At 38.9% G+C, this 16,309-nt stretch carries 12 protein-coding genes; 9 read left to right on the forward strand and 3 right to left on the reverse strand.

Annotation, left to right across the window (positions count from 1 at the left end):
• The first annotated feature begins 16 nt into the window (after positions 1–16).
• From FQ087_RS02560 to FQ087_RS02570, 3 genes are all read left to right on the forward strand, one after another.
• Positions 17–1,570, forward strand: coding sequence for a class I adenylate-forming enzyme family protein (locus FQ087_RS02560; protein ID WP_149578987.1), 1,554 nt, complete (start codon positions 17–19; stop codon positions 1,568–1,570).
• A gap of 56 nt (positions 1,571–1,626) precedes the next feature.
• A complete protein-coding gene (locus FQ087_RS02565) occupies positions 1,627–3,165 on the forward strand; it encodes an AMP-binding protein (RefSeq protein ID WP_149578988.1) in 1,539 nt (512 codons plus the stop codon).
• Positions 3,166–3,317: 152 nt separating this feature from the next.
• Positions 3,318–4,232, forward strand: a complete 915-nt coding sequence (locus FQ087_RS02570; protein WP_149578989.1) for an NAD(P)H-dependent flavin oxidoreductase — start codon at positions 3,318–3,320, stop codon at positions 4,230–4,232.
• A gap of 923 nt (positions 4,233–5,155) precedes the next feature.
• Here the strand turns inward: FQ087_RS02570 and FQ087_RS02575 are convergent.
• Positions 5,156–5,386 (reverse strand): hypothetical protein, encoded by a 231-nt coding sequence (locus tag FQ087_RS02575; protein WP_149578990.1) that lies wholly within the window; start codon positions 5,384–5,386, stop codon positions 5,156–5,158.
• Between the two features lie 202 nt (positions 5,387–5,588).
• The gene (locus FQ087_RS02580) at positions 5,589–5,801 is read right to left on the reverse strand and encodes a helix-turn-helix transcriptional regulator (RefSeq protein WP_149578991.1); all 213 of its coding nucleotides are present in this window, start codon (positions 5,799–5,801) and stop codon (positions 5,589–5,591) included.
• A 182-nt stretch (positions 5,802–5,983) separates the two neighbouring features.
• Between FQ087_RS02580 and FQ087_RS02585 the strand changes: the two genes are divergently transcribed.
• From FQ087_RS02585 to recQ, 6 genes are all read left to right on the forward strand, one after another.
• A complete protein-coding gene (locus tag FQ087_RS02585; RefSeq protein WP_149578992.1) occupies positions 5,984–6,811 on the forward strand; it encodes a DUF368 domain-containing protein in 828 nt (275 codons plus the stop codon).
• Positions 6,812–6,937: 126 nt separating this feature from the next.
• Positions 6,938–8,833 (forward strand): PrkA family serine protein kinase, encoded by a 1,896-nt coding sequence (locus tag FQ087_RS02590; protein WP_149578993.1) that lies wholly within the window; start codon positions 6,938–6,940, stop codon positions 8,831–8,833.
• Positions 8,834–8,930: 97 nt separating this feature from the next.
• Entirely contained in the window at positions 8,931–10,097 is a 1,167-nt protein-coding gene (gene yhbH / locus FQ087_RS02595) for a sporulation protein YhbH (RefSeq protein WP_149578994.1), read from the forward strand.
• On the forward strand, positions 10,094–11,503 hold the full coding sequence (locus FQ087_RS02600; protein ID WP_149578995.1) for a SpoVR family protein: 1,410 nt from the start codon (positions 10,094–10,096) through the stop codon (positions 11,501–11,503). The genes yhbH and FQ087_RS02600 overlap by 4 nt, the downstream gene beginning before the upstream one ends.
• Before the next feature lie 289 nt (positions 11,504–11,792).
• Entirely contained in the window at positions 11,793–13,619 is a 1,827-nt protein-coding gene (locus FQ087_RS02605) for a PAS domain-containing sensor histidine kinase (protein WP_149578996.1), read from the forward strand.
• A gap of 178 nt (positions 13,620–13,797) precedes the next feature.
• Positions 13,798–15,576 carry a DNA helicase RecQ gene (gene recQ, locus FQ087_RS02610; protein WP_149578997.1) on the forward strand — a complete coding sequence of 593 codons (1,779 nt, stop codon included), beginning with the start codon at positions 13,798–13,800 and terminating at the stop codon, positions 15,574–15,576.
• Between the two features lie 85 nt (positions 15,577–15,661).
• Here recQ and FQ087_RS02615 read toward each other — a convergent pair whose 3' ends face one another.
• Positions 15,662–16,303, reverse strand: a complete 642-nt coding sequence (locus FQ087_RS02615; protein ID WP_149578998.1) for a queuosine precursor transporter — start codon at positions 16,301–16,303, stop codon at positions 15,662–15,664.
• Positions 16,304–16,309: the final 6 nt, after the last annotated feature.

Raw genomic sequence — 16,309 nt, forward strand, 5'->3', positions numbered from 1 at the left:
AGGGGAGGTATGGAAAATGGACGTCGGGTACTTAGTCAATAGGGTGGAAAAGAACTATCAAACAATAGATCCAGAAAAAATCGCTTTAAGATTTGAATCGAATGAAGCATGGACCTATGGCGATTTAAATCATCAGGCAAACCAATATGCGCATGCACTTCGTCAAATGGGCGTTAAAAAAGGAGATCGAGTTGGGATTTTGTTATACAACTGTCTTGAATACTTTGCCCTCTATTTCGCAATTGCAAAGCTAGGAGCGATTGCCGTTCGCATTAACTTTCGATTAACCAGTGAAGAGTTTACCTATATTTTGAATGATTCAGGCCCGGAAATATTGTGTTTACATTCGAATATAGCTGAAAGAATAGCGTCAATTCGAGACGCAGTCCAGGTGAAAGAATACCTATGTCTTGAAAAAGATGGGCATTCAATTCCTGAATGGTCAAAGAGTTGGCGTAAGTTAGAAGAGGGAAATGGAACAGGGCCGGTCCATACAGATATCGATAAAGCTGACCCGGTTATGTTGATGTACACATCGGGCACTACGGGAAGTCCTAAAGGTGCTCTATGGTCGCATGAAAATACGTTATGGTTTGCGAACATGCAAATACTGAAATGGGGGCTACATGCAGAGACAATCGGCATGTCAACAGGTCCTCTTTATCATGTCGGAGCCATGGAAGATCTTGTGATTCCGACACTTTTAGTGGGTGGAACAATCATCGTAACGCAGAGTGGAGGCTTTGAAATTGAACGAATCGTCAATGTGATTGAAAAGGAACAAGTAACAGATTGCTTCCTGTTTCCATTTATGATCTATGATTTGTTGAATCATCCTACAGCATCCAAATACAAATTTTCGAATTTACGACAAATCTATTCTGGGGGCGACCCTGTAATTCCTTGGGCAATTGAACAACTCTATGCGAAGTATCCGCATGTTGGATTTGTTCAAGTTTATGGCCTAACGGAAGGCACACCCATTGCTGCTTCTCTTGACTCGAAGGATGCACAAACGAAAGGGCATACAGTTGGAAAGCCCATGCCGTTTACGGAAATTAAAATTGTAGATGATGAAGAAAACGTGTTGGGCTTTGATCATGTCGGAGAAATTTGCATAAAGGGTCCGTCTGTTTCGATGGGATATTGGCGAAAAGAAGCAGAGACAGCACGTACATTTATCGATGGATGGTGTCATACGGGCGATCTCGGTTATATTGATCAACATGGTTATCTTGCCATATCAGGTCGAAAAAAAGACATGATCCGAAGTGGTGGTGAAAATATTTATCCAGTAGAAGTAGAGGATGTGCTCATACGCCACCCGGCCATACGAGATGTAGCCATTATTGGAATTCCTGATCCGAAATTTATAGAGTCAGTTTGTGCAGTCATTGTTCTGACACCAGGAATGACGATAACAAAACAGGAAATAGAAGAATTCATCTCAGAAAAACTTGCACGCTACAAAAAACCAAAAGAAATAGTCTTTGTGGATGAACTTCCGAGAACGCCCTCAGGGAAAATTCAAAAATATCGATTGAGAGAACAATTTAGTTTGACGGTCTGAGGCGTTTTATGTTACCAGTTCTTTAGCACGATAAAATCCGAGAAAGGGTGGAGAGATTGTTCCTTATCAATCAATTATTAGATCATCATGCGAAACATTTACCGGAAAAAGCGTATTTATTTACGAATAACGATCGATTGACCTACCGTGATGTGCACGCCCGCGTCAATGCTTTGGCCCTTTCATTTTGTTCGCTTGGTATTCAGAAGGGAGATAGAATTGCTTTATATCTTCAAAATCGCCCTGAATTTATCTACGCCTGGTTTGCGTTAAATCGGATTGGCGCAGTGATGGTGCCGATCAACACTGCTTTAGTAGAAAAAGAAGTGTCCTATATTCTAAATGACAGCGCTGTAATTGGGGTGATAGGCGAGGATCAGGAAATTGAGCATATTTTAGATCCAGCTATTGCGCAATGTGATTCGATTCGATTTTGTATAACGACTGGGATAGCCAGAAACGGTTGGATGTCCATGGATAGTTTACTAGAGAATGAAGGATTCATTCGCTATGAAATACCGAATGACGAGGATCTAGCTTCGATACTATATACGTCGGGTACAACCGGAAATCCAAAAGGGGTCATGTGCCCGCATAGGTATTATATACACCTGGCTCAGTCCGCAAAAAAAGCTTTGGAGCTCACTGAAAAAGACAGGCTGTTAACATGTTTGCCTCTATTTCATATGAACGCTCAAGTACTGACGGTTACGACATCACTTTTATCAGAATCTAGTATTGTGCTATTAGACAAGTTTAAACCCACTACATTTTGGCAGCAAGTAGCCGACTATCAGGCAACGGTTTTCTATTATTTGGGTTCCATTCTACCTTTACTATCAAAATTAACTGAGACAGAGGAAGAGATGAAGAATACACTTCGATTAGCTGTAGGTGCACAAGCAGACCCGGAAAGAATTGTGGAATATGAAACAAGATGGAAGCTGGAAATGATTGAATTATACGGAATGACAGAGGGTGGAGGTACGGTAAATCATGTGGGGAACCGCAGGGGTGGTTCCAGTGGAACAGCCTTTGAAAATCATGAAATCATGATCGTAGACGAAATGGGAAATCCTTTGCCAGCGCTACAAGCAGGTGAAATAATCTTTACAGGTCCATCCTTAACACTTGGTTACTGGAACAACATTGCTGAAACGCAAAAGGCCTATCGTGATGGTTGGTTGTATTCTGGAGATATTGGTTATATGGATGAGGATGGTTTTTTGTACTTTTTAGATCGAAAAAATGATATCATTCGACGAAATGGAGAAAATATATCTTCGGCTGAGATTGAAAGGGTTTTAATGGCGCATCCGAAAATTCTGGAGGTAGCAGCCATTTCGGTTCCAGATGACTTACGTGGTGAAGAAGTAAAAGTGTATGTCGTTGTGAAAACAGGTGAACGTATCCAAGCAGAAGAAATCATAGAATGGTGCGAGTCTGTAATGGCAAAGTATAAAATTCCGCGTTTCATCGAATTTCGGGCAAGCTTGCCGAAGACAGCGACTCAAAAAATCCAAAAATCCGTTTTGAAAAATGAAATAAGTGATTCGAGTTCGACTGTTTGGGAACGCAGAACAATTAGTGCTTAAAGTCGTATGGAAATCTTTAGCACAAATTGTGTCAGGGCAAGTGAAATGAAAATAGTGTTAGCCGTTTCTCGTAGCGAAACACCGTTCTGTAACAGTCGGTGTAGCGATTATATTTAGTCGCGGTGGGTAAGGAATTGGGAGGGGGATTGTACATGTTGAAATTGCCAGTTATCGTTGCACCGATGTTTTTAGTATCGACGCCTAACATGGTCATAGAAGCAGGAAAAGCAGGTGTCATTGGTTCGTTACCTCTATTAAATGCTCGTCCAGTCGAGCAATGTGCAGAATGGCTTCAAGAAGTGAAGGATGGATTGGGCAATCGACCTTGGGCAGTGAATTTTATCTGCCATAAAAAAACAAATAGTCGATATCAGGAGGATTTGATATTAATTCGAGACTATCAACCTCCGATTGTGATTACTTCACTTGGTCATCCAGGAGAAGTACTCGAAATCGTTCACGCATACGGAGGGCTCGTCTATTCGGATGTAGCTACTGTCAAACATGCTGAAAAGGCGGCGGCAACTGGGGTGGATGGCTTGATTTTAGTTTGTACGGGGGCAGGGGGACATGGTGGGAGCTTAAATCCGTTCGCTTTTATTGCAGCGGTAAAACAATTTTACGAAGGCACGATTATTTTATCGGGTTCGATTTCCAATGGTGCGGACGTGGTCGCCGCCCGAATAATGGGTGCTGATTATGCATTCATGGGTACGCGCTTCTTAGCGGCAGACGAAAGCCATGCATCGGAAGCCTATAAGCAAATGGTGCTCGACGCAACAATTGAAGATATTTTGTACACAGATTCCTTTAGTGGGGTACATGCAAATTTATTGATTCCGAGTATCGTGAAAGAGGGCATTGATCCTACGACACTCAAATCAAAAGAAGAAGTGGATTTTTCACATTTGGTTAGCGTTAAGGCTTGGCGTGACATTTGGTCGGCAGGGCAAGGGGTAACGACTGTTACTAAACGGGAAACGACAAAGGAAATTGTCGAAACGCTGGTGAAAGAATATGCGGAAGCCTTGCATACGTTTGTTGAGATAAAGATCACGAATAGGTAAGTGTAAGAGCGTCCATCCGGGCGTTCTTTTTATTTTGGCGCTAATGGATAGCGCTAAGAGAGGCGTTGTCGTTGTTCCATGTTGATGGAGTAATAGCTTTTTAATTATACTCACTAAGAGTGCAATTCTAAAAAAATAATAATTCAGAAATTAAGTTTTAAAGTTGGCACTTTGCTGCGTTAACATATCTATGTTTGGAGGAATCCCAAACCTTACAGCGTTTCTTGTATTTAGTTTATTTTAGAAAAGCTTGCACACTACAAGAGGCCAAAAAAGTATTTTTTTATTTATATGCTACCGAGAACGTCTTCAGCTAAAATACAAAAGTATATATTAAGGGAAGAATTTAGTGGGAATCAGCATGATGTTAAAAGTACTTTTAACATCAGTAAATGATCATGTCAAGCTCGAAAATAGATATTCGTTTAAGAAAAAGTACCAGTATATGTGAACTGGCACTTTTACTATATTCATTGCAAATAATGATAACGGTAAGAAAAGTAATAAGCGAACAAACCTGCGATGGGTATGAAAGTCGCAAAGAGAACATGATCTTAACTGAAAAATAGAAACCGTATGCACATAAAAAAAGGTGTATAGATAAGAACGACTGAAAACGCTGCTTTCGCCGCATTCTCTGTGAATTCTACTTCGCCTAATCCTTTGAGTTGAATTCTGGAAATATCAATTCTTTATAATAAATAGGCCGTGGGGACTGTTCTTTATATGTTTATACATCTGTAAATGAATGAGCCCTATTACGATCCAAGAGGAAAGTATGAAATAAAATCTGGTACCATTAAATGAAGTAGGTGAATCATAATAAAAGATGCCAAACGCCTTAAGACTAAATGTGATAATTATCAAAACCCTAAGAGATATAGCTATTGTTAAGCCTCTCATCTGAAATCCCCACCCTTTCATTATTTATGTTGCAGTGCTTTAAATGATATCAAATACGTCAGCAATCCAACTATAGGAATGGAGGCTGTTGTAAAGAGTGGATACCAAATGTATTCAACAAAATAACTTGGAATGAACATGTAGGAACCAATAATGAAGAAGGAGTAAACTACAATAAAGACGAATGCAATACTGACTGTCTTATGTGTAATTGGAACAGCTCGTTCATCTGAAACATCATATTCTGTCACTAAGAAGGCATTCAAGATAGAATGTTTGTTTCTACGGACGAGAATACATTGTCTAGTATTTATGATTACAAATAACAAGGCTATAATTATAAAAATAAACCCTAGCCAAAGAGAGATAACTGCTCCAACCTTAAATAATCAAAAACCATTACTGAGAGAGATAGCAGCAGCATAATCCTTAAAAAGACTGTAATGTACATATTCATTTTTTCATTTCCTCCTCCGAAAAAATCCTCTCAATCGGCATTTCAAACACTCCTGCGATATTCAATGCTAGCAGCAGGGAAGGTGTATAGCTGCCTTTTTCTAGCGAGCCGATTGTTTGCCTTGTTCCCCCGACTTTTTCGGCAATATTACCTTGTGTCAAATTGAAACGTGCTCTTAATCCCTTCACGCGGTTTGTGGGAAAATGGATTCCTCCTTGCTGTATGTTAAGTAGTGTGTATAAAAATGATATTCTTATTGCAAAGCAAACTATAGAATTAGAAGACTGGGCTTTACATGATATCGACCTAAATTGTCACTTATGCCCTTAGCTATGGACTCGTTAAAGTGGTATACTAAAAACATTCAATTGAAATTGGAGGAACTATAGTTATGCAATGGAGAAATTTATATCGCGGATTCTTTATGGGGATTAGCGATCTTATACCTGGAGTGAGCGGGGGAACGATTGCGTTCATATTAGGAATTTATGATGAATTATTAGCGTCGATTAGCGGGATTTTTAGCCGTAATTGGAAAAAACACATTGGGTTTTTATTGCCTTTAGGTATTGGAATCGGTGCTACCCTTTTACTGTTCAGTAGGGTAATTGAATATTTACTAAAGTATCATACCGCACCTACCCAGTATTTCTTTATGGGTCTAGTCATCGGTGTGCTACCCTTTATTTCGAGGCAAGCCGATGTGAAAAGAAATTTCACTTGGAAACACTTCATGATTATTTTACTAGTTGGAGCAGCACTCGCTTCTCTAGCATTCATAAAACCACAAGATACGACGGTTATTACTTCATTGACTGCTTCCAATGCGATTGGGCTCTTTTTCGCTGGTTGGGCGGGAAGCATGGCGATGTTATTGCCTGGTATTAGCGGTTCATTCATTTTGCTGATTTTAGGTGTCTATTCGACAGCAATCGGTGCATTATCGAACTTTAATTTGCCGATTATTGCCGTTATTGGTGCGGGAGTCATTGTCGGATTCATCGTCAGCAGTAAAGCAATCAGTTATTTGTTGAAATACTTTACGTACATCACTTTCGCCATAATAATCGGACTGATTATCGGTTCGTTATTCGTCATCTACCCGGGAATTCCTGAAAGTGGAACGCCGTTTGTTATGAGTGTTATTGCTTTCTTTACAGGTCTTGTCGTTGCAAATATGTTCAGTTCACCGAACAAAGCATCAATCATAAACAATTAGTAAAAAGTGCCGCGTCAGAAACGGATTGAATCGTTTCTGGACGCGGCACTTTTCGCATTGTTCAGCATTATAATTCCCCCCGATGCATACTATGGATAAAACCATGCCCTGACTGGAGGGAAATTGATGGATATCTTAAACAAAGTAAGACGCTACCGAGAAGAAGAAAACAGGCTTAAGTGGGAAGGTACGTTTGCTGAGTATTTGGCCATTGTGAAGGAAAGAAAAGAAGTCGCACAAACTGCACATTCTCGTGTATACAATATGATTAAAAGTTCTGGTTTAGTGGAGAAAGATGGTAACAAGCTCTATCAGTTTTTCGGAAATGAGATTTTTGGACTTGAAGAGTCAATTGAAAGACTTGTGGAAGAATACTTTCACCCCGCAGCTAAAAGACTAGAAGTTCGTAAACGGATTCTGTTATTGATGGGTCCCGTAAGCGGCGGTAAATCCACGATTGTGACTTTGTTGAAACGTGGACTTGAGAGCTATTCTAAAACAGATGAAGGCGCGGTTTACGCCATTAAAGGCTGTCCTATGCATGAAGATCCGCTGCATTTAATTCCGAGTCATTTGCGCAAAGATTTCTTAGAGAGTTATGGAATTCGTATTGAAGGCAGTTTGTCGCCGTTGAATACAATGCGGCTTGAACAAGAATACGATGGTGAAATTGAAAACGTACTTGTGGAACGAATCTTTTTCTCCGAAGACAAACGAGTAGGTATCGGGACATTTACACCTTCCGATCCAAAATCACAGGATATTGCCGATTTAACAGGGAGTATAGACTTTTCGACAATTGCTGAATTCGGTTCCGAATCGGATCCGCGTGCTTATCGCTTCGATGGAGAGTTGAATAAAGCGAATCGGGGAATGATGGAATTTCAGGAAATGTTGAAACTCGATGAGAAATTTCTTTGGCATTTACTATCGTTAACACAGGAAGGCAACTTTAAAGCTGGTAGGTTCGCGCTGATTAGTGCAGACGAGTTGATTGTCGCGCATACCAACGAAACAGAGTACCGATCTTTTATTTCCAATAAAAAGAATGAGGCCCTTCACTCGAGAATTATTGTGATGCCGATTCCTTATAATCTAAAAGTTAGTCAGGAAGAATGTATTTACGAAAAAATGATTAAAGAAAGTGATATGATACATGTCCATATTGCTCCTCATGCCTTAAAAGTGGCTGCGATTTTTTCAGTTTTGACACGGTTGGAAGACTCAAAGAAACAAGGAATTGATGTTGTAAAGAAAATGCGTCTCTATGACGGGGAAAGTGTAGAAGGATTTAACCAGATGGATGTGGAGGAATTGAAGAAGGAATTTCCGAATGAAGGGATGAATGGAATTGATCCGCGTTATGTCATCAATCGTATTTCATCGGCTATCATTCGAAAAGAAGTTTCTTCTATCAACGCACTTGATGTGTTACGGTCCCTAAAGGATGGGTTAGATCAGCATGCTTCCATTTCACCAGCAGATCGCGAAAAGTATATGAACTATATTGCAATCGCAAGAAAAGAATTTGATGAGATTGCAAAGAAAGAAGTTCAAAAGGCATTCGTCTATTCGTATGAAGAGTCCGCAATTTCGATGATGGATAATTATCTTGATAATGTAGAGGCATTTTGCAATAAAAATAAATTGAGGGACTTCTTAACGGGTGAGGAAATGAATCCGGATGAGAAACTCATGCGCTCCATTGAAGAGCAAATTGGTATTTCGGAAAATGCAAAAAAGGCGTTTCGAGAGGAAATTCTCATTCGGCTTTCCGCTTATGCAAGGAAAGGAAAGCGTTTCGACTACAATTCTCATGAACGTTTGAGAGAAGCCATCCAAAAGAAACTATTTTCAGATTTAAAAGATGTTGTGAAGATCACGACTTCATCCAAAACACCAGATGAATCACATCTTAAAAAGGTTAACGAAGTTATTGCGAGACTTATCGATGAGTATGGCTATAACTCAATTTCGGCAAATGAATTATTGCGCTACGTTGGAAGTCTGCTTAATCGATAAATGCTTGAAGAAGAAAGAACAAGACTGATGAAGCATTAGTCTTGTTTTTTTTCAAAAATCCAAACATACATTGGATAAAAGATGGGTGTGGATGAAAATGAATGAAAAAGACAACGAACATTTTGCTATCTCACAGGAAAACTGGTCCCTCCACCGTAAGGGCCATCAAGATCAGCAACGTCATTTAGATAAAGTAAAAGAAGCAATTCAGAATAACTTGCCTGATTTAATCAGCGAGGAGAGTATTATCTTATCAAAAGGTAAGGACGTTATTAAAATCCCTATACGTTCGCTCGATGAATATAAAATTCGCTACAATCATGACAAGTCAAAACATGTCGGGCAAGGCAATGGTGACAGTCAGGTTGGTGATGTCGTCGCAAAAGATGGATCACAGGGGAAAAGTGCTGCTGGGACAGGAAAACAAGCTGGGGATCAAGCGGGGCAAGATTATTATGAGGCGGAGGTGTCGATTGCAGAATTAGAAGATGCCTTGTTTAAAGAAATGGAATTACCAGATTTGGAACAAAAAGAACAAGCTGAAAATACAGCTGAAAAAATAGAGTTTAATGATATTCGTAAAAAAGGACTTATCGGAAATATTGATAAAAAAAGAACGATTTTAACAGCTATTAAAAGGAATGCAATAAAAGGAAAAGCTGAAATTGCGCCATTTCACAATGACGACTTACGTTTTAAAACGTGGGATGATGTGAAAAAACCAGAATCCAAAGCAGTTGTACTTGCAATGATGGATACAAGTGCATCAATGGGGAATTTTGAAAAAATGATGGCAAGAAGTTTTTTCTTCTGGATGGCAAACTTTTTGCGAACAAAATATGAAACAGTTGAATTTGAATTTATTGCGCATCATACAGAAGCAAAAGTGGTGACCGAAGAAGACTTTTTCTCTAAAGGAGAAAGTGGAGGTACGATTTGTTCATCTGCCTATTTAAAAGCACTTGAGCTAATTGAGGAAAAATACAATCCTACACGCTATAATATCTATCCATTTCACTTTTCTGATGGTGAAAATATGTCATCCGATAATGACAAATGCATAAAGCTTGTTGAAGAAATTATGGCTGTTTCAAATATGTTTGGTTACGGTGAGGTCAACGCATATAACCGTTTTTCAACAATGATGTCCTCGTTTAAAAAAATCGATGACCCTAAATTCCGTCATTATATATTGAAGGATAAAAGAGATGTCTACTTTGCGCTTAAAAGCTTTTTTCATAAAAACTCGGAGGGGTTCGATTGACGGAAATAAAAGCGCTTCATCGTGCGATTGACGATATCACAGAAATCGCAACTGGCTTTGGTCTCGATTTTTATCCCATGCGGTATGAAATTTGCCCAGCTGATATAATTTATACATTTGGGGCGTATGGGATGCCGACGCGTTTTACTCATTGGAGTTTCGGAAAGCAATTTCATAAAATGAAGCTTCAATATGATCTTGGGTTGAGTCAGATATACGAGCTTGTCATTAATTCAAATCCTTGTTATGCGTTTTTGTTGGATACGAACAGTCTTATTCAAAATAAACTTATTGTTGCCCATGTTCTTGCCCATTGCGACTTTTTCAAAAATAATGTTCGGTTCTCTAATACGAGAAAGGACATGGTAGAGAGTATGACAGCAACGGCCGAGCGAATTGCAAATTATGAGATGATTCATGGTAAAGATGAGGTAGAGCGTTTTTTAGATGCTGTATTAGCCATTCAAGAGCATATAGATCCTTCAATACTCAGGCATCAACGTCCAGCAAGTAACGTGAATGAGGAAAGTGTTGAGGAAGAAGTTATACGAAAAACGCCTTACGATGATTTATGGAATTTGGATCGAAAAGCGGCAGAGAAGAAAGTAATAACACCGAAAGGCAAGAAAGTACCTCCAAATCAGGAAAAAGATATTTTGCTATTTATTTTAGAATATAGTCGTGAACTAGAAGAGTGGCAACGTGATATATTAACGATGATGCGTGAGGAAATGCTCTACTTTTGGCCACAGCTTGAAACGAAAATTATGAATGAGGGTTGGGCTTCTTTTTGGCATCAACGCATTTTGAGGGAAATGGATTTAACGTCAGATGAAACAATTGAATTTGCTACATTGAATGCGAATGTTATCCAACCTTCGAAAACCTCAATCAATCCCTATTATCTCGGATTAAAAATCTATGAGGATATTGAAAAAAGATACAACAATCCGACCGAGAAAATGAGAAGGCTAGGAGTACAGCCTAATACTGGTATAGATAAAATATTTGAAGTGAGAGAAATTGAATCGGACATATCGTTTATTCGTAACTATGTCACCAAGGAATTGGTTCAGCAGGAAGATTTATATCTCTTTGAAAAGAAAGGCAGCAACTATCAAATTACCACTAAAGATTATGAAAATGTAAGAAATCAACTAGTCTCCATGCGCGTAAACGGTGGTTTTCCCTATATTGTAGTTGAAAACGGGGATTACTTGCGAAATGGAGAACTGTATTTAGTGCATAAATATGAAGGAACAGAACTGGATTTGAAGTATTTAGAAAGTGTTCTACCTTATATTTATCAATTATGGGGACGGATTGTCCATCTTGAAACGTATGTAGAAAATTTACAAGTTGTTTATTCGTTTGATCGGAATAAGGTGTATCGCCGTTATGTGTAGGTGACTGTACTCTAAATGATACCTAAACAATGTGGCAATTATGTGATTTTAAATGTTGCAATAAATAGCATATATCCCGCAATCGGATTTTCGATTGTGGGATATTTTGTTATAATGAAAAAGAGGTTATTACGCAAATCTTGAAGAACATCTTTGGATGAATGAAAACATAGAATTACCCGTTTTATTAATACAGAAAATATTATTCTGAAGATTGTGATATTATTTAGTAAATATGTTAGAATAACAGTTAGAATTATATTTGGTTCAAAAACGGGGAGGGATATAGATGCCGAATTCTTGTGTATTGCATGAAGATAAGGGTCTGATGACTGGAAATGCATATGTTGAAAAACTTATTTTCAGTTTGACAAAAAGTGGAGTAATTCTGAATGCAAGTAGAGATTTTTGTACTATTTCGGTGGAAAAAATCCCTTCTATAATTGGTACGTCAATCTATGAATTTGTTCATGAAGATGATCGCCCGTTGTTCATCGAACGAATCAATGAATCCTATGGTGCAAGTTTGATTCCGTTTACTTTCAGATTCACTAAAAGCAAATGGAGCTTTTTGCCGTTTTATGTGAATATGTGCAGTTGGATTTCACATAACGAAGTACATATACAAGCAATTCCAATTTTTGAAACGTCCGCCTATACATCTGTTGAACGTGCGTTAATTGATAAAGAAATTACGGTATTTGACATTACGGATGGTGCTGCAATCAATTATACTTTTGACGGAACTGTTACTGGCGTTAACGACGCTTATGTTGAGTTGTTTGGATGGACAAAAGAAGAGCTAGAAGGGAAGGAAGCTTCGATAATTCCTGATTTTCTTTTGTACGAATTTATAGAAATTAAGGAGCGACTAGAGAATGGTGAAAAAGTAGTCCAATTGAACACTGTACGAATAACGAAAAATGGACTAATGCTTCCAGTTAATATCAAGGTTTTGGCAGATTATGATGACGATGGAATGGTTCGGAGCGTTTTCGCACTTTTGAGAAAGCTTGAGGAAACACTTGAAATGAAAGCGTTTGTCGAAAAGCAATTGGGTAATATTTTGCAACAGGAAGTATTAATAAAGGATATTACGAGAAATTCGGAATTTGGAATTTGTCAATTTGATGTTGAAAAGGGGATGTACCTCTACGTAAGTCCTGGAATAGAACGACTTATCGGTATTCCAGTTTTAGACTTAATGAAAGATCCTGCACTGTTTGTCTCAACATGTCATCCAGATGATAAAATAGAATTGTTTCGTTTTTATGAAGAGTTATCTAAAGAAACGACCGAAATTGAGTATCGCGTGGTAAATAAGGATGAAAAAATTTGCTGGATTCGAACAAAGATTACCCCTGTTATTGATGGAGTGGGAGAAGTAATGAGGTATGTTTCAATTACACAGGATATTTCTAAACTAAAAATGCAAGATGAGCTTCTTAGAAAGTGGGACATGCTTCACATTGTTGGACAATTATCTGCAAGCTTTGCTCATCAAGTAAGAAATCCATTAACAACTATAAAAGGGTTCATTCAATTACTTCCAATGGGTCCAGAAAATACGTTTGGTTCGATTATGACAGAAGAGCTTAGTAAAATTGAATTGATAATAGAAGAATTTCTTCAACTTGCAAAACCGAGTAACGGAACGGGGTTCACAACTACATCCATATATAACGAAATAACTCGAACCATTGCATTGATGGAAAAAGAAGCAATGCTGAATAATATATCATTCAATATGAAACTTAATGCTAAAGATCAATTCATACATTGTGAATCAAAGCAAATCCAGCAAGTGTTCATTAATTTAATGAAAAATTCTATAGATGCAATGCCGAACGGTGGAGTAATAACGATAAGTACAGTAGCTGCGGAAGGTAGAGTTGTTAAAGTTACCCTCTCAGATACTGGTATTGGAATTCCACCGGAACGTCTCAGTAAACTGGGCGAGCCGTACTATTCACTGAAAGAGAAAGGAACGGGTCTAGGCCTAATGGTTAGCTATAAAATTATTGAAAACCATCATGGATCTATTCAATTCAAAAGTAAAGAAGGTTTTGGAACTACTGTAGAGATCAGTCTTCCGATAAGTGTCCCTGCTAGTTGAAACGCTTTTGGTTACCTACAGATCTAACAAGACTGACGGACTTTCATTCCATTATGTCGCTTAATCTGATATTCTTATATAAGATTAAGCGAATCGGTGAAGAACGCATGCTTTTGAAAACTAAACCAACAGTAAGCACCATTATCCGGTGCTTTTTTCTTTGATATATAGTTAGGAGATGGTCCAAATCGAAAAAGCTTTATCGATATTGACAACATATTTCGGATATCCTTCATTCAGAACGGGGCAGGAGCAAGTTATCCGAAGCGTTATGAGCTATCAGGATACGCTTTGTGTCATGCCGACTGGGGGAGGGAAATCTGTTTGTTATCAGGTGCCCGCACTTGTGATGGAAGGCACTGTTCTTGTTATTTCACCCCTTATTTCATTAATGAAAGATCAGGTCGATGCGCTCCATCAGGCAGGAATTCCGGCGGCATACATTAATAGTTCAATGTCATCTGAGGAATATTTTGAAACGATGGAAAGAGCAGTACTAGGTGAATACCAGCTTCTTTACGTAGCGCCAGAGCGACTGGATTCGCCGTCTTTCAAAAACCAGTTGCGCCGAATGACAGTTCCGATGGTGGCAATCGATGAGGCGCATTGTATTTCGCAATGGGGACACGATTTCCGCCCAAGTTACCGCAATATAAGCAGTATCGTTTCTTTGTTTGATAAAAAACCGGTCCTACTTGCACTCACAGCTACCGCTACACCGGCTGTCCGAGAAGATATTTGCCGACAGCTTGGGATTAGAGAAGACAATACGGTTATGACTGGTTTTGAACGGGCAAATCTTACTTTTTCAGTAGTTAAAGGTCAGGACCGTGAGAAATTCGTCAAAGAATATGTCAGGAAAAATGAAGGGGAAGCGGGTATCATTTACGCTGCCACACGAAAAGCGGTTGATCATGTTCATGATATCCTTCAGAAAAGTGGCGTGTCAGTTGCTAAATACCATGCAGGACTTGGCGATATTGAACGCCAGTCTGGACAAGACCGCTTTTTAAATGATGAAGCTTCTGTGATGGTTGCCACGAATGCATTTGGTATGGGAATTGATAAATCTAATATCCGTTATGTTATTCATTACCAGATGCCGAAAAATATGGAAAGTTATTATCAGGAGGCAGGACGTGCGGGAAGGGACGGGCTAGACAGTGCTTGTACTGTGCTCTTTTCATCACAGGACGTCCAGACGCAACGTTTTCTAATTGATCAATCACAAGACCCGAATAGAATTCCAGCAGAGCTTGAAAAATTACAGTCGATGATTGACTACTGCCATACGGAAACATGCCTTCAGAAATTCATTATTTTGTATTTCGGAGAGACAGATGTGAAGAACTGTGGCCGCTGTGCAAATTGTACAGACACACGTGAAAGTACGGATGTGACTGAAGACGTTCAAAAAGTATTGTCATGCGTTATTCGAATGGGACAACGATTCGGCAAGGCAATGATTGCACAAGTATTAACAGGATCCAGAAATAAAAAAGTGATTGAATTTGGATTCGATAAATTAACGACATATGGTTTAATGAAAGGGCGCAGTGCCAAAGATATTTCCGATTTCATCGAATTCATTATTTCGGAAAGTTATCTTGGTGTAGAAAATGGCCAATTTCCAACCATTTACGTTAGTGAACAGGGGAAAGACGTACTGACCGGCAAAGTGGTTGTCAATCGAAAAGTGACTGTTATAACAATGCAAGTTGCAAATGATGATCCGCTATTCGACCAGCTTCGTGCACTGCGTATGAAACTTGCTCAAGAAGCCGGTGTACCACCGTTCGTCGTATTTTCAGATAAAACGTTACGTGATATAGCAGCAAGAATGCCAGTTACAAATGATGATTTCCTCGAAGTAAGTGGTGTCGGTCTTGCGAAGTTGGAAAGATATGGGGAACCGTTTATGGAAGAAATTAAGAACTTCCAGACGCAAAACGTTTGATATTAATGTGAATAAAAGAGGCAGGTACTATCTCAAATCGAGATGGTGCCTGCCTCTTCTTAATGAAGGATAATACATTGCAGCTTTAATTATGTACGGTAACCCTATTCAAGTTGGCCTTCTTTTCTGTCCTATTGCATAATGCAACAAGGGCGTAGACGATCGGTGTATCCAGTATTGCGACGATGAATTTGAAAATATATTGACTGAAAATCATTCCAATTAGTATGCTTAACGGCATTGTGCCATAAAAAGCAATTGAAATAAAAATTGTTGTATCAACGAGCTGGCTCACCATCGTGGAAGCATTATTTCGAACCCACAATTTCTTTGTGCCGTGTCGTTTTTTCAGTTTGTCAAAAATGATTACATCTAAGTTCTGGCTAATCAAATAAGCGACCAAACTGGCGATTGTCACTCTGAAGCCTGCGCTGAAAATCGTTTCGAACGATTGCTGATGTTCATAGAAAGGGGCGGCAGGTAACTTAATGGAAATCCAGATAAAGAAAATCGCGAAAAGTTGTGCAATGAACCCTGTCAGAACGGTTCTTCTAGCTGCTTCTTTTCCATAGGCTTCCGTTATGACATCTAGGAGCGGATAGGTACAAACGTAAATAAGTGCAGCGGCAGGCAACACAACCCATTCGCCGATACTGAATAATTTTACAGCTAATATATTGGACAAAATCAATAACCCGACAAAAAGTCCATTTAAATAGTAAAGCATAATTGT

Origin of the sequence: Sporosarcina sp. ANT_H38, from assembly GCF_008369195.1 — a bacterium.
Taxonomy (GTDB): Bacteria; Bacillota; Bacilli; order Bacillales_A; family Planococcaceae; genus Sporosarcina.